The sequence below is a fragment of the Paraflavitalea devenefica genome, assembly GCF_011759375.1.
GTDB lineage: Bacteria > Bacteroidota > Bacteroidia > Chitinophagales > Chitinophagaceae > Paraflavitalea > Paraflavitalea devenefica.
The window spans coordinates 1478956-1498074 of sequence record NZ_JAARML010000002.1 but is presented as its reverse complement, the minus strand read 5'-3'; the positions used below and the strand labels follow the sequence as shown (position 1 = coordinate 1498074).

Below are 19119 nucleotides of genomic sequence, written 5' to 3'. Positions count from 1 at the left end.
CCGTTGATAATAATTTTATGACAAAGTTTGAAACTCTAATCAATATTCTGGACACAATTATTAAAGAAGCACCTGCTTCTATGAGCAGTAAATACCCAAAAAAGTTTAAAAACTCTGAGGAACAAAATCAAGCTCGTTCTAGAGCTTTTATTCACTTATATCTTAAAGTAAGCTTTGGCCTTCTCGACTTCATAGAAAGAGAACATTTTGTCACAGATGGCAGCTATGATGGCGGCATTGACGGGTACTTTATTAACAAAGAAAACAGAACTGCGTACTTTATACAATCAAAATTCAGAACTAATGGAAGTAATTTTGAAACAAAAGAAATTGCCTTAGAGGAAGTTTTAGTAATGGATGTCAATCGAATTCTTGATGGAGAAGAACAAGATGAAACTGGCAAGGAATATAATGGCAAGATAAAACAGCTACAACGGGAAATATCTACAACTGAAAACATAGCTAGATATTCAAATCAAGTAATAATATTAGCAAACTTGTCTAATATAAAACCAAGTGATTTGCGGAAATTAACAGGAGGTTTTGCCACAGAAATTTTCAACTACGAGCAATGTTATGATAAATTAGTATTCCCCGTAATCACAGGAACCTTCTTCAACGCAACTGACTTAAACATAAACATTGATTTAAGCAATAAAAACGCAGGCAGCAAAATAAGCTATACAGTTCAAACCAAAAAAGGAGAATGTGAAATAACAGTTTTGTTTGTTCCTACAATTGAATTAGGGAGAATAATGTATAAATATAAAAATTCTATTCTAAAATACAATCCAAGAAGCTATTTGGGCCATGAGGGTAAACATGTAAATAATGCAATTAGAGAAACAATTATAGAAAAAGAAACGAATGAATTTGCACTATTCAACAATGGGATTACTATGCTATCAGATGAAACTTATATCAATGAGAAAATTGGACAAAAGAACAAAGCACAGTTAATAGTAAAAAATCCTCAAATTATAAATGGTGGACAGACCTCATATACATTGAGCCGCATCTATGAAGAAAACATTACTAAAGATGTTGAATCTGTTTTCAAAAACAAAGAAGTTCTTTTAAAAGTAATAACTCTTCTTAACAATAAACAACATGAAAGCAAATTAGACTTAATCAACGATATCTCAGAAGCGACGAATAAGCAAACACCAGTAATTAATGCTGATAAAATGGCAAATGAAAAACTTCAGGTTCAAATTCAGAAGTTCTTATTCGATAAATACGGATTGCTCTATGAACGAAAAAGAGGTGAATTTGCAGATGGCATTTTTAATGGTTATATTCCATCAGATTCCGTGATGGAAAGAAATCTATTCTTTAGAATGTTTTATTGCTCAAATGGCCGTATTACTAAGGCTCGTGAAAAAAAATTATTTCTTAAACAGGGCATCTCCTTTCAAGCCTTAACAGACAGCGATAAAGCTGACAATGCTTTTTTTGGCTATTTGTGCTTTCGAAGACTCAATGAAACTAAACAGCCAACTCAGCGTGTAGATATATCAACTTATGCAAAAGTTTACGTTATGACGGTTTTATTCAAACCAACGAACCTTCAAAAATATAAAGAAATTGCTGACAATTCCTATAAAATAGTAAATGAAAACTGGGAAGTTTTTTTAGAACACTATAGAGACAATATAGCAGAAACCAAAACGAGAACAAATAAACGCACTGGCGAAGTAACCACTTACCAAAGTTACAATTATGCTAAATGGTTTGAAAGTGACCGATTCATGCAAGATATTCTAAATTACTTTTCGGCACAAACTACTACCAACAAAAACATTACGGCAAGTAGAGATGGACATTAAAACTGCAGACATATAGTGACTTATAGCATCTGTTTATACTTGACGAATAAAGCTCACAAAAGTCATTAACTCCTCAAAGTCAAACCTTCGCTTATGAGCTTCACGCCATTTACCTACGCCAATTTTGTATCCGCTTCGGGTCCTGCGCATACCCGTTTTTTCCCGCAATATACCGGCGACAATACCCGGTTTGATATCATCATCATTGGCTCCGGTATCGGGGGCGGCGTATTGGCCGATGAACTGGCCGACCGGCTGGGCACGCCCAGGCGCATCCTGGTACTGGAAGCCGGCTCCTTCATCTACCCCACGCACGTGTACAATATCTGCCGCTTTCCCAACAGCCGGCTGGCGAAGCATTTTGCCTGTGATACCTTCTGGCAACACGGGCAGGACCAGTCGCATCCCGAATATATCGGCGAAAAGCCACAACTCAACCTGGGCGGACGCTCAGTCTTCTGGTCGGGACTGATACCCACCATACAGCCCTGGGAATTGGACTTCTTTCCAGCCGCCGTACGGAACGACCTGGCCAATAACCTGCTGCAGGAAGCAGGCATCAAGATGAACGAATCCGTATCCATGGGTACGGTGGCCAGCCAAATTGTGGCAAAGCTCAACAACAGTCCGCTCAAGGACGATTTCATCATCCGGGAAACACCCCGTGCATTGCACCAACCCTACCTGGCCGCCGACGGCACGCCGAAAGACCGGTTCTATACAGAACCAACCGGCGTATTCAATACAGCCGAACTGCTGATCAACCAGGCCGGACTGATCTCGCACGAAAACCAGGGCAAAGGACCTGGCCTGCAATTGTTGCTGAATCATTTTGTGGAAGACGTACAACGCGCTCCCGGTGGCGGCTACCAGCTTATTACCAGCCACACACTGGATGGCAGCTTCCGCACTTTTTATGCTCCTACCGTGGTGCTGGCAGGCGGTTCCATCGAAAGTCCCAAACTGCTGCGCCGCTCTTCCAGCCTGTTCACCACATTGCCATCTGCCACACGTGAACTGGTAGGCGTAGGGCTTACCGACCATCCCACTTCGCATGAACTGACCAGCCTGATCGATCATATTGATGGCCTGGCCATTCCCAAAGATGTACATGCCAAGATCATCTTGTATTCCCGCGGGCGGCGCGACGGGCAAAATCAGGTCCGTTATCCATTCAATGTGGAAGTGAATATCAACCACGAATACTGGCATCTGCGCGAGAATGATCCCAGTGCACCAGGAACACCTATCCAAACGGATGGCGTCTCCAGGATGGACATCAAGATCAGCTACGGCAACTGCCTCGATGACAACAACCGCATCCTGCCACCGCCACCTTTTGGGTATATACCGGAGATAAAGTTCAGGAACCAGCATTGGGCCGACTACCTGTCGCAAGCACGCTTTCCCGCGCTGGCAGGATGGAACAAAAGTAACAAGGAGATATTCGACCTGATGAATGCAGTAGCTATCCAGCTTTTTACGCAGTTCAGCCACAACGGCCAAGCAGCCCGGCCAATAATGAAAGACGGAGAAGAAAGTGTTTTCAATAAACACGGTAATGGCTTCGGCTATGGCACCGTGCATCATGCAGCCGGCAGCCTGCGCATGCCTTACAGGCCCCGGCTCGATGCGCCCTTTGCTGCCGGCTCTGTAGTAGATGAAGACCTGAGTGTGCACGGCACTTCCAACCTGTATGTATGTGATATGTCGGTAATGCCTTTCAGTTCAGCCGCCAATCCCGTCCGCACACTGGTAGCATTGGCGCTACGGCTGGCTAATAAACTGGGGAATTAAAGATATTTCAGCATAGCAGTCACCGTACAGAACGACCCTGCCGAGTTAAAACGTTAACCTTAAAAACAGCACAAAATGGAAGCAAAATCGACAAATAAAAAGACCTTTCAATTAACAGACAACGGACAATTGTTAGGCGAACTGATTTATCAAAACTTATTTTCCCATAAAGCTGAAATTAGGCTGACAAATTCAGAACTATATAAAATTGCACCAATTGGAATTTTTGGAACAAGCATTACCGTGACAAAAAACGGAGCAGAAATAGCAAACTTAAAAATGAATTGGCGTGGACAAATTGTATTTATATTTCAGGACGGAGAAGAATTTGTTTTAAAAGCAACAGGTATTTTTAATAACAAATTCATCATTGAAAATAGAGACGAAGAAAAGCTAATTCAGTTTGACCCCAAATTTAATTGGAGTAAGTTCCAATATAATTATGACATCACATACGACGAAAAACCGCAAGACATTTTATTTATCTTACTGGGTGTATATGCTTCAAACTATTTCATAGCCTCTATGGCGGGAATGGGATAAAACCTACCATTAAACACAGCTCCCTATTTTCGCGCTCCCGGCAATTTATTCTTGGCCACCCGTTCGGCCAGTGCATCCCGGAAGTTTCTGCCTACTGGTATGGTGCGCTCCCCGATAAATAATTGGTTTCCTTCCAGGCTGTCTACCTTATCAAAGGCAACAATAAATGATTTGTGCACTTTTATAAAGCGGTTGGCCGGCAGGTATTCCTCCATGTTTTTCAGGGTATGGTATACCAGCAGCTTTTTGCTTGTAGTATGGATAAAGATGTAGTTATCGGCAGCTTCAATATACAGCAGCTCCTGTAAGCATATCTTTTCCTGCCGGCCATTGCATTTCACAAAGAAATAATCGTTTACACCTGATCCTGCCAGGCTGCCCTGGTTCGTGTCCCCACGAATCAGCGTATAATAGTCTTTCGCTTTATGACATGCTTTCAGCAAGCGATTAAAGGAAATAGGTTTCAGTAAGTAATCAATGACACCCAGGTCATAACTTTCCGGGGCGTAATGGGCATACGCTGTGGTGAGAATGATCATGGGCGGTTGCTCCAGCGTACGCAGCAGGTCAAACCCATTTAGTTTGGGCATCTCTATATCCAGGAAGATCAGGTCGGGCGTTTGCTTTACCAGCAGTTCCATGGCCTGCAGAGCGCTTTCGGCAATACCGGTCACTTCCATGAAGTCAATGGTACGGATATCCTCTGCCAGTCCATGGCGGGCAAAAGGTTCATCGTCTACTATGATACAACGCAGTTTCATGACAGTTGAAGTTGCAGGGACAGTTCAAACCGTTCGCTGGTTTGCCGGATGGTCAGTTGATGCGCGCCGGGATAAATGAGCTCCAGCCGTTTTTGAATGTTCTTCAAACCAATACCACCGTGGTGATGACCATTGGTATCCTGCATGCTGTTGGAGGCGACCAGCAGGAAGGTGTTTTTTTGCTGCGCGCATTCAATACAAATTTCATTTTCCCGGTCCGTCCATTGCGATACATGTTTAAAACAATTCTCCACAATCGGCAACAATAAAAAAGGGGTGATCGTCAATCCCGTCACATCCTCAAACCCTTTACAGGAGATGCGGTAGTTGCTGTTCATCCGTTCTTTTTGCAGTTCAATATAGGATTGCAGGAACCAAAGCTCCTGTTCTATTTCAATAGCCGCCTTGTCACATTCATATAACTGGTAGCGCAGCATCTTTGAAAACTCCTGCAAGGTTTCCCGGGCGGGCTGGTTATTGCGATCTATTTTGTAATAGATCGTATTGAGTGCATTGAAAAGGAAATGCGGGTTCAACTGGTTTTTAAGGCGCTCCAGTTCCGTTTGCAGTTTTTCTTTTTCCAGTTGCTCTATATGGTTCAGTGCATTTACGCGGTCGAAAGCAAAGCGGATGGCAGCCCCTGCTGCGGTGATCATGAATACGAGGAAGTAGGAACCAAAGATCAGGTCTGACCAGAACCAGTAAAAATAATGGTTGCTGCGGGCTACTTTTTCCTTGTATTGCAGGAGGGAACTGCCACCCAGCTCCAATTGCCCCAGGATGATCAGGCTGCCGGCTAAGAAGATCAGGAGCAGATAGCTTCCTGCAAATAGTTTATACTTTTTGGTATACAACCCTTTCGGCAGCAGTATAGCAATAGTGACCCACATGGCCGCTATACTAAAAACCATGTCAATGGCGGTGGATGCCAGCGCCCGGTAAATATTGGCGATGCCCCCTATTTTAAACAGCAGCCAGAAGAGGGTAAAGATGACGAGAAAGCCGGTATAGTATAAACGGGCCCGCGGCATGGCAGGAAGGATTGTTATGATTTAAAAATACAGGGAAATGAGCAGATGGATTTGTAGAATCGGGTAAAAGGCAGTTTTTGCTGGGTGAACAGCTTCCCTTGCGCTTCACCCCGGAAAGCAAAGGGCTGGCGTAAATGATTTGCAGCCGGGTCAGGACCACACTAATTTTTCATAAAAATTTACAAGCTATGAATAGAAAGAAGTTTTTGTATACAGTTACCGGCGGCACTGCCGGACTGATACTGCTCAACCAGTTTACCAGCGGCCAGGCGCCCGCCAAACAAGACCCACCCCCACCCTATGCAGCCAGTCTGGTAAAAGAGTTTGTAGGCGCCGGTCATAAAGACCTTTCAAAAGTGCAGACCATGGTGGCGGAATACCCTAACCTGGTGCACAGCAAGTATGACTGGGGGAACGGCGATTTTGAATCAGCTATTGAAGGCGCGGGCCATGTGGGTAATGTAGCCATTGCAGAGTACCTGATCAATGCAGGATCGAGGGTAACGTTATTTGTGCTGGCTACGCTGGGAAAAACAGCGCTGGTAAAGCCTGTGCTGGAAGCCTATCCCAAACTCATTTTTGCCAATGGGCCGCACGGGTTTACCCTGTTGCACCATGCAAAGCTGGCTGGTAAGGAAGGAGAAGAGCTGTACAATTATCTGCAGGAAAAAGGCTTAAAAGAAACCAAGATAAAAATAAAGTAGCAGTAGCGCCATGAAAAATACCGGGCCGGAGGTCCTTTCATACAGCGGACCTCCGGTTACCGGCACAATGAAGTTATAGATACAACGCCTGCGGTTTACAGGTAGTTGTTGATGATGTTTTCGATGAATTCCTGTTTGCCGCTGCGTGTTGCCGGTTCACCATTTTTGATGGCATAGGCACGCAGGTCTTCCAGCGTGGATTTCCCTGCTTCAAAAGCTTTTGCTTCTGCACCATCAAAAGAGCTGTAGCGCTCCTGGCGGATCTTTTTATACGCACTTTTTTGCAGGATGGCATCAGCCGTGATGAGCGCCCGGGCAAAAGTATCCACACCACCAATGTGCGCATGGAAGAGGTCTTCCGGATCGGTAGAGTTACGGCGGATCTTGGCGTCGAAGTTGATGCCACCACCTTTAAATCCACCACCTTCCAGGATGATGAGCATGGTTTCGGCAAGCTCATTGAGGTTGGTGGGGAACTGGTCGGTATCCCAGCCATTCTGGTAATCACCGCGGTTCGCATCCATACTGCCCAATAAACCGGCATCTACCGCTACCTGCAGCTCATGCTGGAAGGTATGGCCGGCCAGCGTGGCGTGGTTTACTTCGAGGTTCAGTTTGAAATCGTTCAGCAGGTCATACTGGCGCAGGAAGCCGATCACGGTTTCTGCGTCGTAATCGTATTGGTGCTTGGTAGGCTCGCAGGGCTTGGGCTCAATGAAGAAGGTGCCTTTGAAGCCATTTTTCCTTGCATAGTCTTTGGATACATGCAGGAAGCGGGCCAGGTGCTCTTTCTCCTTTTTCATGTTGGTATTGAGCAGACTCATGTAGCCTTCGCGGCCGCCCCAGAATACGTAGTTTTCGCCGCCCAGTGCAATGGTAGCATCGAGGGCTGCTTTCACCTGTGCTGCGGCATGGGTGAGCACATGAAAATCGGGATTGGTGGCAGCGCCATTCATATACCGCCTGTTGCTGAACAGGTTCGCGGTGCCCCACAACAGCTTTACGCCACTGGCATCCTGTTTCTCCTTTAAATATTGGGTGAGGGTGGCCAGTCTTTTGTCATTGTCTTCCACATCGTTGGTATATTCCACTACATCCACATCATGGAAGCAATAATAAGGGAGGCCCATTTTGGTGATGAATTCAAAAGCAGCATCGGCTTTGTCTTTAGCCCTTTCAACAGGATCTTTTTTAACATCCCAGGGGAAAAGATGCGTGGCCTCTCCAAAAGGATCGGCGCCGCTACCGCAGAAAGAATGCCAGTAAGCTACAGCAAAACGCAGCCAGTCCTTCATGGGTTTGCCGGCTACCACTTTGTTTTCGTCGTACCAGCGGTAGGCCAATGGATTATCTGTTTGCAAGCCTTCAAATTTGATGGCAGGAATCCCTTTGAAGAATTCCGTAGACCCGGTTACTATTTTCATATAATCGTTTTGGTGTAATACAATCCGCAAATATTACAGGATTTGCCGTCCCGTACAACTGCTATTCTTAAAAGAAAATATGCTATCTTATCAAATGATGGTACATTTATGGTAAAAGACTGATAAAATCCTTGCTATTTACCAGTGAAAACGCTTATTCAGAGAGTAGAGCCGGATGCTAACCAGAGTTTTGCCTGCCGTGTGTATGAAACGCCGCAGTTTGAAACGAACTGGCATAAACATCCGGAGTATGAATTGATCACCATTTTAAAGGGGCATGGCACTGCCCTGATCGGTGATCATGTATGTGACTATAAGGTAAATGATGTGTTCTTTATTGCCGGCAACCTCCCCCACTGGTTCCGGAAGCACCATCCCAAGATGAACTGTGCGGTACTGGTGGTGCATTTTACCGGTGACTGCTGGGGAGAGGGTTTACTCCAGATGCCGGAGATGAAGACCATTCAAGCTCTGCTGAAAAAGAATAATGGTATACTGCTACAGAAAAGACTGAAGAAAGAGATGCAGCAGGATATGCATGCCCTGCATACAGCCAAAGGGTTTGAGAAATTATTGTTGTTATTCCAATGCCTGCATAAGCTCAGCGCCTCCCAGCAGTATAAGATACTGGCCGCAGACTTTCATGATCCGGCCGTTTCTGTCAACCCCGCGATAGAAAAGATCATTGATTACTCCTTCAAACATTTCCTGGAACCCATTACCCTGGAAGAGATTGCCGCCGTGGCCAATATGACCATTCCTACTTTCTGCCGGTTCTTCCGCAAGAACATTAAGAAGACTTATTTCGAATTTATCCGCGACCTGCGCATCAGTCATGCCTGTAAACTGCTCACCACTACCAGCCAGCCCATACTGGAGGTCTGTTATGAAAGCGGGTATAAAAGCTGGGCGCATTTCAGCAAGCAGTTCAAGGAAGTAAAACAGCAAACGCCCAGCCAGTTCAGGCGGCAGTTTATGGAAGGGTTTGCTGTTTAACTAAGTGGGTAGCTTCAAGCGGGCTCCGGAACACTCCTTTATTATTGTCGCTTTAACCAATAAAAACAGCACTTCACCCGAAGTTGCTTTGTTCTTTAGGATAGTTCCCTTTTCTTCGTCAACGGATTATCCATAAGAAGTATAATCTATAAAATTCAATTACCATGAAACCCAACCATCTTTGCCGGGGCAAGCCGCCATGGCCATCACACAATGCCGCTCCTGATCTTCCCGGTTACCTGTATTCTCTATAACAATTAACAATATCCATTTAAAAACAAACCTGAATGAAAAAATCATCAGTAATCTTCAGTGCACTGGTTGCCGGTGCCGCCCTGTTCTCCTCCTGTAATAAAAACCTGAAAGACGATATCCGCGATCTCGAAAAACAGGTAAAGGAACTCGAAGACCACAATTCTGAATTGAAGGAACAGATCGGTGACATTAAGAATTCTTTAGGCTCCGACGAGCCGATCGAGGCCACCACTACTTTTGTGGACGACAACAATGTTACCAGGACCATCAAAGACAAGTACCATTTTAAGGCGGGCAATAACCAAACCCAGCGACTGGTACAAAAAAGCGATGGCAACTACGATATCTACATCGAACGCTTTAGCGATGTGATGTGGTACGAAGGGGCCTGGCTAGCATTTACCTACAATCCCGCCACCAAAGAGATCACCAATAAAAGGGGGGGACAATACTGGGACGATGAGGACGCTTATTATGACAACGCCAGGTACGACTATAACCTGTACCAACAGGGGTTGACCTTTAACATCACGCTCGATAGCATTAACCTAAGCACTGGCGCTATTGCATTGAAATTTTCTGCTACAGCTACCGGTGAGTACACGGGCAATGCTTATTCCTATTATTCACCCAATCCGGGCAAAGAAATGTCTACCAATTTTACATTTACCGGTAAATTAAAGCTGTATCCCTACGAAGGGGAATAATGGCTGCACAATGGGGCAGTAACCAATCATCAACCCTTACTTAAACCGACAAAACATATTTCAATGAAAAGATCATTCATTGTCTTTAGCCTGCTGGTTGCCGGATCGGCTTTCTTTCCGTCGTGCAACAAGGACCTGAAAGACGATATCAAGACCCTGAGGAACCGGGTAGAAACATTAAAACAACAAAATTCCGGGCTCGGGAAAGAGGCCGATGAAACGGAACACCTGTTGGGATCAGATGAGCCGATGGTAGCGGTCACCAACTTTGGAGATAACAATAATGGCACCCGGACCGTAGAGGGTACTTATAAGTTTAAAGCCAGCGACAGCCGTACCCAACGAATGATCAATAACGGCGATGGCTCTTATGATATTTACATTGAGCGCATCAATGAAATATATTGGTATGAAGGCGCCTGGGTAGCATTCAGGTACAAACCCGCTACGAAGGAAATTATCAACCCCAAAAGCGCTCATTACTGGGACAATGACTTCGACGCTTATGACGACAGGGCCAGATATGATAGCAATCTTTATCCCAATGGCGTTACTATTAATATCACGGTTAATAACTTTAACCCTGCTACCGGTGATATTGCTTTGGTGGTTGTATCGTCTGCCACGACGGAATATACGTCCAACGTCAATTCCTACTATGTGCCCAACCAGGGTAAACCAGTTTCTACCAGGCTTACCTTCAGCGGGAAATTAAAACTGTTTACCAGGGACTAGGCCCTGGTTTGATACCGTCGCTCAAGGCTGCCCATATAACCTGTGGCAGCCTTTTTCTATACCCAATACTTAAACGATTAAGTAATACGCAGCCGCCGTCAACCTTTTTTGCCCTACCTTAATAGATGCAAGGGCAACCCTTTCTGTTTGCCTTATTTATGAAAAATTCGTTCTTAAACCTTTCAAATCCTTGTTATGAAAAAGATCAGTCTTTTCGTTTGCTTGTCTTTGTTATTATCTGTTCTCCATGTACACGCAGCCCCTACCCTGCCGGCTGTTTTCAAACTACCCGTACCAACAATCAGTGCCAAAAGCAGTAACCCGGTGATGCTGACACCTTTATTCCCTGTACGCGCTGTAAATCCCAAGGACGGCTCTGTTACTACCATCTGGGCCCGGCTGCAGTATGAAAACGAATACAATTCCGGCCCCGGCTTGTATGGGGATGTTGTGGTCCGGTTTTATGAAGACAATGGCGCTACCCCCACCAGTGTTAGCGGTTTAACCGTTAATTACACGGTAATCGGGTTTGATGGGTATAACAACTACACGTATGGTGGCAGCACGGTAGCCTATGGCGAATACCATGTAGTGGCTTCCAACCAGGAGCACGATTATTATGATGGCGAGATTTTCCGGTACAAGGACTATCACATTGCAGCAGGTGATTATGGGACGCTGTAAAGGCTCATCCCTGTTGGATAATAGCTATTAAACTATGTCGTAAAAAGGATCGCAACTGCGCGGTCCTTTTTACATTTAAAATGGTTTACCCACTATAATTTTATCACTGGTATCATCCACTTCAAACAGGTGGGGTATTCTTATGGTACGCCCGTCTTTACCTTCTTGATGACTATGTACCGATAGCAGCAGTTTTCCTTCAAACGTGCGGAATAACATCCCGTGCCCATAATCGGGTGGCGTAACCGGTTCCTTTTCCTGTATCCACGGCCCATCCAGGGCGCCACTTTGAGAATAAGCCACCCCCTGTGTATATACATTAAACACCCAACTGGTCCATAACATGCCCAATTTCCCGGTTTGCGTACGGAACAGCCAGGGGCCGTCGGTTACTTTATTCGGTATGATATTACCCTTTTCGTCGCGTTCTTTGCTCCAGGGAGATTCGCTGGCCTTAAACAGCAATTTCCCCTCACCTATGGAACCGCTCAGATCAGGTTTGAGTTCAATTTTTTCAATGGTCCCATCCCAGTTTTGCAGCCACTCATAACAATACACCATATAGGGCTTACCATCTTTGTCTACCCAAAGGGTGCCATCGAGGGTAGGTTTGTTGGCCGGCAGGTATACAGGGTCTTTCATCGGAACATACGGCCCATCGGGTTGATCGCTGACCAATACATGACAGGCACGCCGTTCGATGACATTTCCTTTCACCGTATCAATTTTCACGTCCCTGTTGGTGAAGGTGGCGAAGTAATAGTATTTGCCTTTATAGTAATGCAGCTCTGCCGCCCAGATCATGGGTCGCGGCCCCATCCAGGAGGCGGGGTCGGTCCTGGTGATCGGGAAAGGGCCCGTCCATTTCTTTAAGTCTTTGCTTTTCCACAGCAGCCCTCCTGTCCCGGTCATATAGTAGGTGGAGGTGTTTTTATCGGCCAGGATAAAAGGATCACTCAGGCGAATGGAATCCAGGGGCACATTTTCCCTTAGTACCGGCTCCCTGTTTTGTGAAAAGGCCAGTGCACCGTTCAGCGCCATTAATGTTACTATTAAAACTTTTTTATACCTCATGGTATTGCAATATAGACTTTATTTATGCTTCCTTTTTCCGGATCCCTGTCAATTATTTCTTCAAAGCACCCAGTTATTAACCGGGCTTTCGGACCGCAAAGTGAGGTAGTATTTATTATCTTTAGCTTACTAAATCCCCAACCATGTTGTCAGCTAAATCTTTCCTGCTCCTGACCCTGTTATCAACCAGCCTGCTGACGGTGCAGGGCCAGTCAAAAGCCTCCGGCGAAGTTCTAACACCTATCAAAAAATTGGTCGTACAGGTCAGGACCAGCAAGGATGCCCAGGCCCTGAAACAACTGGACATGGAGTCTATCTCCAGGTATTTACTGGCCGATTACCACGCCAAAGCCACGCCGCAGCAACTGAGTGAATTTGCGAGCCTGTTCCAGGCACTCTTTTCAAAGATCGCTTTTCCCAGGATCCGCGAAAACTTTAAAGATCTGGCCAGTATTATCTACGAAACTCCCGAGGTAAATGGGCACGAAGCTACCGTAGCCTCCATGGTCGTCATTGACAACCCGGTGAAAAAACAGGAGCTGAAGCTGATATATACAATGGTGAAAACATCCAAAGGGTGGAAAGTAAAAGATGTGGCGGTGTTGGGTGGTTCCATGCTGACCGGCATTCGCGACGACCAGGTACGGCCTTTGTTAGACGCCGGCGGTATTGATCATTTACTGCAGGAAATGCGGAAACTGAAAGACCAACAACGTTAGCAGGCTACAACTCCCCGTTCCATTCCGGCGCGCCTGCCAGTTTCTCCAGCAGGTTTTCGGGCAAATAGGGCCTGCCGCCGCCGGCTTTTACACAGGTACCTGAGAATACGGCCTTGGTAACGACCTTACTATTCAGCAAAATGGTTTGCCTGAAATGCAATACCGACTTATTGTTCTTATCCAGCATCGGGCTGCAGGTAACGATGAACTCATCGCCTCTTTTCAACGACCGTACAAACTGCAGGGTGTATTTAGACAGCACCATGTTTACCCCCTTTTTCGCTTCTTCCTCAAAATCAAACCCGAGCACCTCCCGGATGTAATCGTGCCGGCAATACTCCATGTAAAAAGGATAATACAATCCATCCATGATATTCTGAACGTCTATATGCTCGTCTTTAACAGTATAGGTCTTTGAATATTCCATATGATAATAGTGTTAGCAGAAGGCTGCAAAAGTAGAACAGGCTCTTTAGCCGGTAAAATTTTATTTAACAGGACGGACTGTCACTGAAGTAAATGCCAAGCAACGAGTTTCTAAGGTCCAGGGTACTTTTACAATAATTTACAAAGTTTACATTTTAATTTACAATCCTGACCCTTCAAGCTGAAAGGATCAGAGTAGTTTCGCTGTATCAAACTTTAATAGGATACGAAAAATAAAAGAAATGCCTTAAACGGATCTGATTTATAAGGAGATAGATCTATGTTAATTAAACCTACAAAAATATGAAAAAAGTTATTTATGCGCTGTTCTTACCGCTGGTTGTGGTAAGCGGACTAGTATTTGCTAATCGCGAAATCAAAAATGAAACTTCTAAAAAATCAACCCCAAAGCCACTCTCTGCTGCTGAAAGGGAAGCCGAATTGAAAAAATGGGAGGCTACCCCAGCTGGTATAATGTACAAAAAATGGGAAGCGTCTCCCGCAGGTCAAAAAGTTTATGCCGCTGAAGCTAAAATAAGGAAGAACATTACAGATTCTACCAATATGGAGGGAGTTGTAACCTCTCTTTCTCTTCCGCCAGGCTCAAGATTAGGTTTCGGAGTGATGGTCAGGATTAATGGTGACGATTATATTCTAAACTTTGATCCGGAAAAGTCTCAACTTGAGCAATTGCATAGCCTGAAAGTTAACGACAAAATAATTATAAGAAGCCGTAACGTATCGCATGCGCCCAAGTATGCATATCCAATAGTATCGGGCGACTATGTAGAACGAGATAGTAAAGTAATTTTTAAACGTGTCCCCCGAAAAGGCGGTTGCTGAGTAAATAAATTATGAAATACATATACTTAAATGCTTTGTTCCTGGTGTTTGTTTTTCACACCTCCTGTGAAGGGCAAAACAAAACAAACCCACCACAAGATAATTTCAGTAAAGGACCCAATGGCATCTCCGAATCTCAACTTAAAGAGTTGGACACCTCCAAGGTGCCTATTGGTCAGGTTCGTAATATAAAGCAAGATAGAAACGGAAACATTTTGATTGCTGCAGGATGGAGTGGTGTTTTTCGATACGATGGAAAATCGTTTACTAATCTCACAAGTAAACTAGGTTTGCCCAGATTCTGGGATGTTCTGGAAGATCGACGCGGAAACCTTTGGTTCGCTTCCACTGATTCAGGGGTTTATAATTACAATGGGAAATCCTTTCAACATTTTACAACCAGGGAGGGACTTGCTAATAATGCGGTTATGTGTATTTACGAAGATAAAGCCGGCATTATTTGGTTCGGCACTGGAGGAGGTGGAGTAAGCCGTTACGATGGAAAATCTTTTCGAACTTTTACAACGAAAGAAGGACATTCCAATAATGATATTACTACTATCATTGAAGACAAAACTGGGAAATTATGGATTGGCACAAGGGGCGAAGCCTTCGTTTATGACGGAAAAACGTTTACCACTTTAATCCATGAAGGCAAAGCTTTTAACAACGTTTGGTCGATAATCGAAGATAAAAAAGGCAATATTTGGTTTGGTGAAAATGGTGGGCGCGCCAACGGTCTTTGGCGCTATGACGGCAGTGTCTTTACTAAGGTATCGCAGAGAGTTGTTTATGCTGTAATCGAAGATAAAAAAGGAAATCTCTGGACTACAGGTGAAATAAATCCTAATGGGAAGGTTTGGGCTCTTTCCCGTTATGATCAAAAGTCCTTGTACAATAAAATGCCCACTTTAACAGAAATTAAGTCAGGAGGAAGAGGGGATTTTTTGGCGATATTGGAAGCTAACGATGGAAGTATTTGGTTTGGAGCTTTGGGTGGGGTGCATCGTTATGATGGAAAGACCCTCACGGACTTTAAAAGTAAAGAGGGTCAGAAATAAGCTGTATTGCCGACAATTTTAAGATGGAATTGTGTTTCAGGCGGTGGTGGACGTAGTGGGTTAGGTTAAAGTTTGCCCCGTTTTGCTTTGGCATCCCGGAGGGTTAATTTCTTTTTGTCAATATCTTCCTTTTTCAGGTAAAGGTCATTTTGGATTTCCAAAAGCCTGCTGTCAATAGCAGATCTTTTCTTTTGCAGATCGGCTTGTTCATCCAATAGCTGTTGATAATTTTTTTCGTCTTTGTTTATATCATTCACCTGGCTGGCGATCCCGATATCGGCAGAATGATGCTGGGCATCCATGATAAACGATTGTAGAAACTTTTTCACGTTCTGTGTGATGCTACTATCTGCCATGCTGTTGGCGAAGTTATTATAGCCCCTGGATACCGCCATGTAAACAACACTGCTATTGTTGGGACCTTCTTCCACTTTTGTATAAATGTCTAATTTATCCGGACTGATCTCAGAGAGTGTAACCCCTTTGTACTTCACAACGCCGTTCCTGAGCTTTTCTTTTAACCCGGAACGTTCCAGCCGCAGCTTTAAAGCTTCCCGGGTGTCTTTTTCAGGCTGTTCAACCTGTATCATGATTGCGTGATGGTTTTCATTTTCAATCATCACAGAAGCCTCCCTGGCCTGTCCATGCAGGAACATGCCCGATAACAGAGACATTGCGCTAAGTAGTACTATTTTCACTTGTTTCATTTGACAAAGTTGTATTTATTTGGCAGCATAACTGTTATACAATCACTACTATAAGTTGTATCATTCACACATTCATGCGCCTGGCATTAGTCATGGTTAACCTCAACAAGAGGTATCCAGGGAATAACAGGTTGATTTATTGATACATTTTGACTATCTTTATTTACTTCTGATCGTCTGTGTACTCTTTTAAAACGCTCTCCGGGTATCATTTTTTGTAAAAAATAACTCCCTTTTGAAACTCTTCATTAAGAATATGGTGTGTATTCGCTGCAAAATGGTAGTGAAAGAAGAGTTAACAAAACTTGGATTACATTGTATCGTGGTGGAATTGGGCGAAGTAGAAATTGTTGAAAACATCACCCAACAGCAGCATGATCAGGTCCAGAGAGCTTTGCTACGATCGGGACTGGAACTAATGGACGATAAAAAGAGCATGCTTATCCAGAAGATAAAAAATGTTATTATTGAATTGGTGCATTATTCCGAAGAACCATTACGGGTTAAGTTTTCTGAATACTTAAGTAAGAAATTAAACTACGATTATACCTATCTCGCCAATATTTTTTCAGAGGTGCAAGGCACAACCATCGAAAAATTCATTATCTCGCACAAGATTGAACGGGTAAAGGAATTACTGGTATATGATCAGTTAAATCTTTCTGAAATAGCCTACCAGATGCACTACAGCAGCGTATCGCATCTTTCTGCCCAGTTTAAAAAAGTGACCGGCCTTACCCCATCCCACTTCAAACAGATCAAAAAGAAGAGGCGTAACATGCTGGATGACCTGTAACCAGCCCCGTGTGTGAATCATACAACTATTTTGTGAAATTGTATAATGATGCCGGGTATTGATAAATCTACCTTTGTATATATGTTATGTTATTCTACTACTACCTTCTATTGTTAATAGCGCTATCAGGTATTTTTATTGCGATACGTTTTTTTGTTATGCGAAAGAAAAATATCGCTGTCGAATTATTTGCTGAAGCGCTAAAAAATGAGAACAGCGGGGATTTTGAAGCCGCCGAGGCCATTTATACTAAAGCACTGCACGAGGTTAAAAAGATCAGGTTCCACCGGAAAATGGAAGTGAAGATCATTGAAAAGATTAAAGTACTACATACCGTTATGGATTACAAGAACAGTCTTCATTTTACCAGGATTATCTGAAGTGTGAATAATGTAATAGATTCAGACAATTGTATAACACTTATCAACAGTAATGCGCTCACCTTTACACAAGTATTACATAACTCAAATAAAAATGACAAACAAAATGGCAGAAAAGACGGAACTAAAAGGAAATTGGAATGAGCAGAAGGGTAAACTTAAGAAGAAATTTGCCATTCTAACGGACAATGACCTGCTGTATGAACAGGGGAAAAAAGAGGAAATGCTGGGAAAGCTACAAGTGAAATTAGGTAAAACCAAGGAAGAACTGGTTAAGATCATTGAATCCCTGTAACCACCAACTGACGGGGAGAACTATCAACAGGTTATCAGAGCCGGTGGTAGTTCTTTTTTTAGTATAACATAAATCTTATGAGAGTATTATTTATAACTACATCATATAATAACCCAGTTGATACCGGTGGTCAGACTGGTGGATGGCTGGAAGATCTGGCAGTCCCCTATTACGTATTTATGGATGCGGGCGCTGAGGTTACGATCGCTTCCCCCAACGGGGGAGCCATTCTGCTGGCCCCTCAAAACCAGTCCATAATCATCGTAACCAGGAGCGCCAGGCATTTGCTGACTGAAGCGATGGCGATGACTTTTCTATCCCGGTCCATTTTGTTAAAAGACGCGAAAGCGGACGATTTTGATGTGGTGTTCCTGTCCGACGGATATGGCGCTTTATGGGATCTTGCCGGCAACAGAACGGTAAAAAAATTACTGGAAGCCTTTAACAACAGCGGTAAACCTATCGCGGCCGTAGGCCATGGAGTAGCAGGTTTGTTATCAGTACGGGATGGGGGCGGCAGGTTATTGGTAAAGGGTAAACGCCTTACTGCCTTCAGCAATAGTGAAGAAAGGTTAACAGGATTGACTGGTGCAGTGCCTTTTTTATTAGCCGATACGTTGATCTCGCTGGGGGCGCTCTATACCAATACCACGGATTATCTGTGCTATGTGGTGGCTGATGACAATATCATCACCGGTCAAAACCCGGCTTCCTCGGAAGAGGTGGCTAAGAGAGTAGTGGCATGGTACAGCTTCATAAAAAAGCCCAACCTGGTTGTTAAAATGCAAAATGTGTGAATTATATAAAATCATATTAGGATTCAATAATAGTTGTTGTACACCACATCCTTACCTTTAATTGGTTTTTCATAGGATATTGGATTATAACGGGGCTGGATCTTTATCCTGGCCCTTTTTATTCCATGTTTTAACATCCCCTGTTAATGCCAGTTGACAAAATTTTACATTATGAAAAAAGCATTTGATAATGAGAAACCGGACAATAGCGAACTGGAAAAATCAATAGCCCATATTATTGTCGAGATTATTGAATATGTTCCTAATTCAGTGGTTATTAAAACCATTATGAAAAAGTCAACCGGCAATATAAGTGTAATGTCTTTTGATAGCGGGGAAGGGTTAACAGAAAAAACTTCTCCCTTTGAGACCTTTGCCCAGATCATTGAAGGCAAAGCAGAAATAGTGATTGATAAAAAATCCAGTGTGCTGGAATCCGGACAGGGCATTATCATTCCCGCGCATTTGCCGAATTATATAAAACCCAACGGACGGTTTAAAATGATATTAACTACGATTAAAAGCGGGTATGAAGAAGTATAAATTGATTGCCCC

Annotated in this window: 22 protein-coding genes; 16 read left to right on the top strand and 6 right to left on the bottom strand. The window is 43.9% G+C overall.

Annotation, left to right across the window (positions count from 1 at the left end; all coding sequences use genetic code 11):
• Positions 1–17 precede the first annotated feature (17 nt).
• The 3 genes from HB364_RS15485 to HB364_RS15475 all read left to right on the top strand — a co-directional run bounded on the left by HB364_RS15485 (position 18) and on the right by HB364_RS15475 (position 4169).
• Entirely contained in the window at positions 18–1829 is a 1812-nt protein-coding gene (locus HB364_RS15485; protein WP_167289131.1) for an AIPR family protein, read from the top strand.
• A gap of 93 nt (positions 1830–1922) precedes the next feature.
• Positions 1923–3626: a GMC oxidoreductase gene (locus HB364_RS15480; protein ID WP_167289130.1), complete on the top strand. Its 1704-nt coding sequence runs from the start codon at positions 1923–1925 to the stop codon at positions 3624–3626.
• A gap of 75 nt (positions 3627–3701) precedes the next feature.
• Positions 3702–4169 carry a hypothetical protein gene (locus tag HB364_RS15475; RefSeq protein WP_167289129.1) on the top strand — a complete coding sequence of 156 codons (468 nt, stop codon included), beginning with the start codon at positions 3702–3704 and terminating at the stop codon, positions 4167–4169.
• 23 nt (positions 4170–4192) lie between these two features.
• Here HB364_RS15475 and HB364_RS15470 read toward each other — a convergent pair whose 3' ends face one another.
• Both HB364_RS15470 and HB364_RS15465 read right to left on the bottom strand, forming a co-directional pair.
• Complete coding sequence (locus HB364_RS15470) at positions 4193–4930, bottom strand: LytR/AlgR family response regulator transcription factor (protein WP_167289128.1); 738 nt, start codon at positions 4928–4930, stop codon at positions 4193–4195.
• Positions 4927–5961, bottom strand: coding sequence for a sensor histidine kinase (locus tag HB364_RS15465; protein ID WP_167289127.1), 1035 nt, complete (start codon positions 5959–5961; stop codon positions 4927–4929). The genes HB364_RS15470 and HB364_RS15465 overlap by 4 nt, the downstream gene beginning before the upstream one ends.
• A 188-nt stretch (positions 5962–6149) precedes the next feature.
• On the opposite strand from HB364_RS15465, the gene HB364_RS15460 reads away from it, so the two are divergent.
• A complete protein-coding gene (locus HB364_RS15460) occupies positions 6150–6665 on the top strand; it encodes a hypothetical protein (RefSeq protein ID WP_167289126.1) in 516 nt (171 codons plus the stop codon).
• Positions 6666–6760: 95 nt separating this feature from the next.
• On the opposite strand, the gene xylA is transcribed toward HB364_RS15460, so the two are convergent.
• Complete coding sequence (gene xylA / locus HB364_RS15455; RefSeq protein WP_167289125.1) at positions 6761–8089, bottom strand: xylose isomerase; 1329 nt, start codon at positions 8087–8089, stop codon at positions 6761–6763.
• A 144-nt stretch (positions 8090–8233) separates the two neighbouring features.
• Here xylA and HB364_RS33525 point away from each other — a divergent pair, with 144 nt between their 5' ends.
• The 4 genes from HB364_RS33525 (at position 8234) to HB364_RS15435 (ending at position 11466) form a co-directional block, all read left to right on the top strand.
• Entirely contained in the window at positions 8234–9085 is an 852-nt protein-coding gene (locus tag HB364_RS33525) for an AraC family transcriptional regulator (RefSeq protein ID WP_167289124.1), read from the top strand.
• A 287-nt stretch (positions 9086–9372) separates the two neighbouring features.
• Positions 9373–10047, top strand: coding sequence for a bZIP transcription factor (locus HB364_RS15445; protein ID WP_167289123.1), 675 nt, complete (start codon positions 9373–9375; stop codon positions 10045–10047).
• A gap of 63 nt (positions 10048–10110) precedes the next feature.
• Positions 10111–10782 (top strand): hypothetical protein, encoded by a 672-nt coding sequence (locus HB364_RS15440; protein WP_167289122.1) that lies wholly within the window; start codon positions 10111–10113, stop codon positions 10780–10782.
• Positions 10783–10977: 195 nt separating this feature from the next.
• Entirely contained in the window at positions 10978–11466 is a 489-nt protein-coding gene (locus HB364_RS15435; protein ID WP_167289121.1) for a hypothetical protein, read from the top strand.
• A gap of 75 nt (positions 11467–11541) precedes the next feature.
• On the opposite strand, the gene HB364_RS15430 is transcribed toward HB364_RS15435, so the two are convergent.
• On the bottom strand, positions 11542–12540 hold the full coding sequence (locus HB364_RS15430) for a glycoside hydrolase family 43 protein (protein ID WP_167289120.1): 999 nt from the start codon (positions 12538–12540) through the stop codon (positions 11542–11544).
• A gap of 143 nt (positions 12541–12683) precedes the next feature.
• Between HB364_RS15430 and HB364_RS15425 the strand changes: the two genes are divergently transcribed.
• On the top strand, positions 12684–13259 hold the full coding sequence (locus HB364_RS15425; protein ID WP_208419967.1) for a Tgt2/MlaC family protein: 576 nt from the start codon (positions 12684–12686) through the stop codon (positions 13257–13259).
• 4 nt (positions 13260–13263) lie between these two features.
• Here the strand turns inward: HB364_RS15425 and HB364_RS15420 are convergent, their stop codons facing one another.
• Positions 13264–13686 (bottom strand): acyl-CoA thioesterase, encoded by a 423-nt coding sequence (locus HB364_RS15420; RefSeq protein WP_167289119.1) that lies wholly within the window; start codon positions 13684–13686, stop codon positions 13264–13266.
• 302 nt (positions 13687–13988) lie between these two features.
• On the opposite strand from HB364_RS15420, the gene HB364_RS15415 reads away from it, so the two are divergent.
• Entirely contained in the window at positions 13989–14528 is a 540-nt protein-coding gene (locus HB364_RS15415) for a hypothetical protein (RefSeq protein ID WP_167289118.1), read from the top strand.
• 11 nt (positions 14529–14539) lie between these two features.
• Positions 14540–15589: a ligand-binding sensor domain-containing protein gene (locus tag HB364_RS15410; RefSeq protein WP_167289117.1), complete on the top strand. Its 1050-nt coding sequence runs from the start codon at positions 14540–14542 to the stop codon at positions 15587–15589.
• Positions 15590–15654: 65 nt separating this feature from the next.
• Here the strand turns inward: HB364_RS15410 and HB364_RS15405 are convergent, their stop codons facing one another.
• Positions 15655–16263: a hypothetical protein gene (locus HB364_RS15405; protein ID WP_167289116.1), complete on the bottom strand. Its 609-nt coding sequence runs from the start codon at positions 16261–16263 to the stop codon at positions 15655–15657.
• 268 nt (positions 16264–16531) lie between these two features.
• Between HB364_RS15405 and HB364_RS15400 the strand changes: the two genes are divergently transcribed.
• The 5 genes from HB364_RS15400 (at position 16532) to HB364_RS15380 (ending at position 19107) form a co-directional block, all read left to right on the top strand.
• Positions 16532–17092 carry a helix-turn-helix domain-containing protein gene (locus HB364_RS15400; RefSeq protein WP_208419966.1) on the top strand — a complete coding sequence of 187 codons (561 nt, stop codon included), beginning with the start codon at positions 16532–16534 and terminating at the stop codon, positions 17090–17092.
• A gap of 158 nt (positions 17093–17250) precedes the next feature.
• Positions 17251–17472, top strand: a complete 222-nt coding sequence (locus HB364_RS15395; protein WP_167289115.1) for a hypothetical protein — start codon at positions 17251–17253, stop codon at positions 17470–17472.
• A gap of 94 nt (positions 17473–17566) precedes the next feature.
• On the top strand, positions 17567–17767 hold the full coding sequence (locus HB364_RS15390; RefSeq protein ID WP_246228496.1) for a CsbD family protein: 201 nt from the start codon (positions 17567–17569) through the stop codon (positions 17765–17767).
• A gap of 77 nt (positions 17768–17844) precedes the next feature.
• On the top strand, positions 17845–18564 hold the full coding sequence (locus tag HB364_RS15385; protein ID WP_167289114.1) for a type 1 glutamine amidotransferase domain-containing protein: 720 nt from the start codon (positions 17845–17847) through the stop codon (positions 18562–18564).
• Between the two features lie 171 nt (positions 18565–18735).
• Positions 18736–19107, top strand: a complete 372-nt coding sequence (locus tag HB364_RS15380; protein ID WP_167289113.1) for a cupin domain-containing protein — start codon at positions 18736–18738, stop codon at positions 19105–19107.
• Positions 19108–19119 lie beyond the last annotated feature (12 nt).

Coding starts and splice junctions, on each gene's coding strand:
- HB364_RS15410 (WP_167289117.1), top strand. CDS start 14,540: ATGAAATACATATACTTAAATGCTTTGTTCCTGGTGTTTGTTTTTCAC.
- xylA (WP_167289125.1), bottom strand. CDS start 8,089: ATGAAAATAGTAACCGGGTCTACGGAATTCTTCAAAGGGATTCCTGCC.
- HB364_RS15405 (WP_167289116.1), bottom strand. CDS start 16,263: ATGTCTCTGTTATCGGGCATGTTCCTGCATGGACAGGCCAGGGAGGCT.
- HB364_RS15445 (WP_167289123.1), top strand. CDS start 9,373: ATGAAAAAATCATCAGTAATCTTCAGTGCACTGGTTGCCGGTGCCGCC.
- HB364_RS15415 (WP_167289118.1), top strand. CDS start 13,989: ATGAAAAAAGTTATTTATGCGCTGTTCTTACCGCTGGTTGTGGTAAGC.
- HB364_RS15425 (WP_208419967.1), top strand. CDS start 12,684: ATGTTGTCAGCTAAATCTTTCCTGCTCCTGACCCTGTTATCAACCAGC.
- HB364_RS15465 (WP_167289127.1), bottom strand. CDS start 5,961: ATGCCGCGGGCCCGTTTATACTATACCGGCTTTCTCGTCATCTTTACC.
- HB364_RS15470 (WP_167289128.1), bottom strand. CDS start 4,930: ATGAAACTGCGTTGTATCATAGTAGACGATGAACCTTTTGCCCGCCAT.
- HB364_RS15480 (WP_167289130.1), top strand. CDS start 1,923: ATGAGCTTCACGCCATTTACCTACGCCAATTTTGTATCCGCTTCGGGT.
- HB364_RS15475 (WP_167289129.1), top strand. CDS start 3,702: ATGGAAGCAAAATCGACAAATAAAAAGACCTTTCAATTAACAGACAAC.
- HB364_RS15440 (WP_167289122.1), top strand. CDS start 10,111: ATGAAAAGATCATTCATTGTCTTTAGCCTGCTGGTTGCCGGATCGGCT.
- HB364_RS15390 (WP_246228496.1), top strand. CDS start 17,567: ATGACAAACAAAATGGCAGAAAAGACGGAACTAAAAGGAAATTGGAAT.
- HB364_RS15380 (WP_167289113.1), top strand. CDS start 18,736: ATGAAAAAAGCATTTGATAATGAGAAACCGGACAATAGCGAACTGGAA.
- HB364_RS15460 (WP_167289126.1), top strand. CDS start 6,150: ATGAATAGAAAGAAGTTTTTGTATACAGTTACCGGCGGCACTGCCGGA.
- HB364_RS15395 (WP_167289115.1), top strand. CDS start 17,251: ATGCGAAAGAAAAATATCGCTGTCGAATTATTTGCTGAAGCGCTAAAA.
- HB364_RS15435 (WP_167289121.1), top strand. CDS start 10,978: ATGAAAAAGATCAGTCTTTTCGTTTGCTTGTCTTTGTTATTATCTGTT.
- HB364_RS15430 (WP_167289120.1), bottom strand. CDS start 12,540: ATGAGGTATAAAAAAGTTTTAATAGTAACATTAATGGCGCTGAACGGT.
- HB364_RS15485 (WP_167289131.1), top strand. CDS start 18: ATGACAAAGTTTGAAACTCTAATCAATATTCTGGACACAATTATTAAA.
- HB364_RS15385 (WP_167289114.1), top strand. CDS start 17,845: ATGAGAGTATTATTTATAACTACATCATATAATAACCCAGTTGATACC.
- HB364_RS15420 (WP_167289119.1), bottom strand. CDS start 13,686: ATGGAATATTCAAAGACCTATACTGTTAAAGACGAGCATATAGACGTT.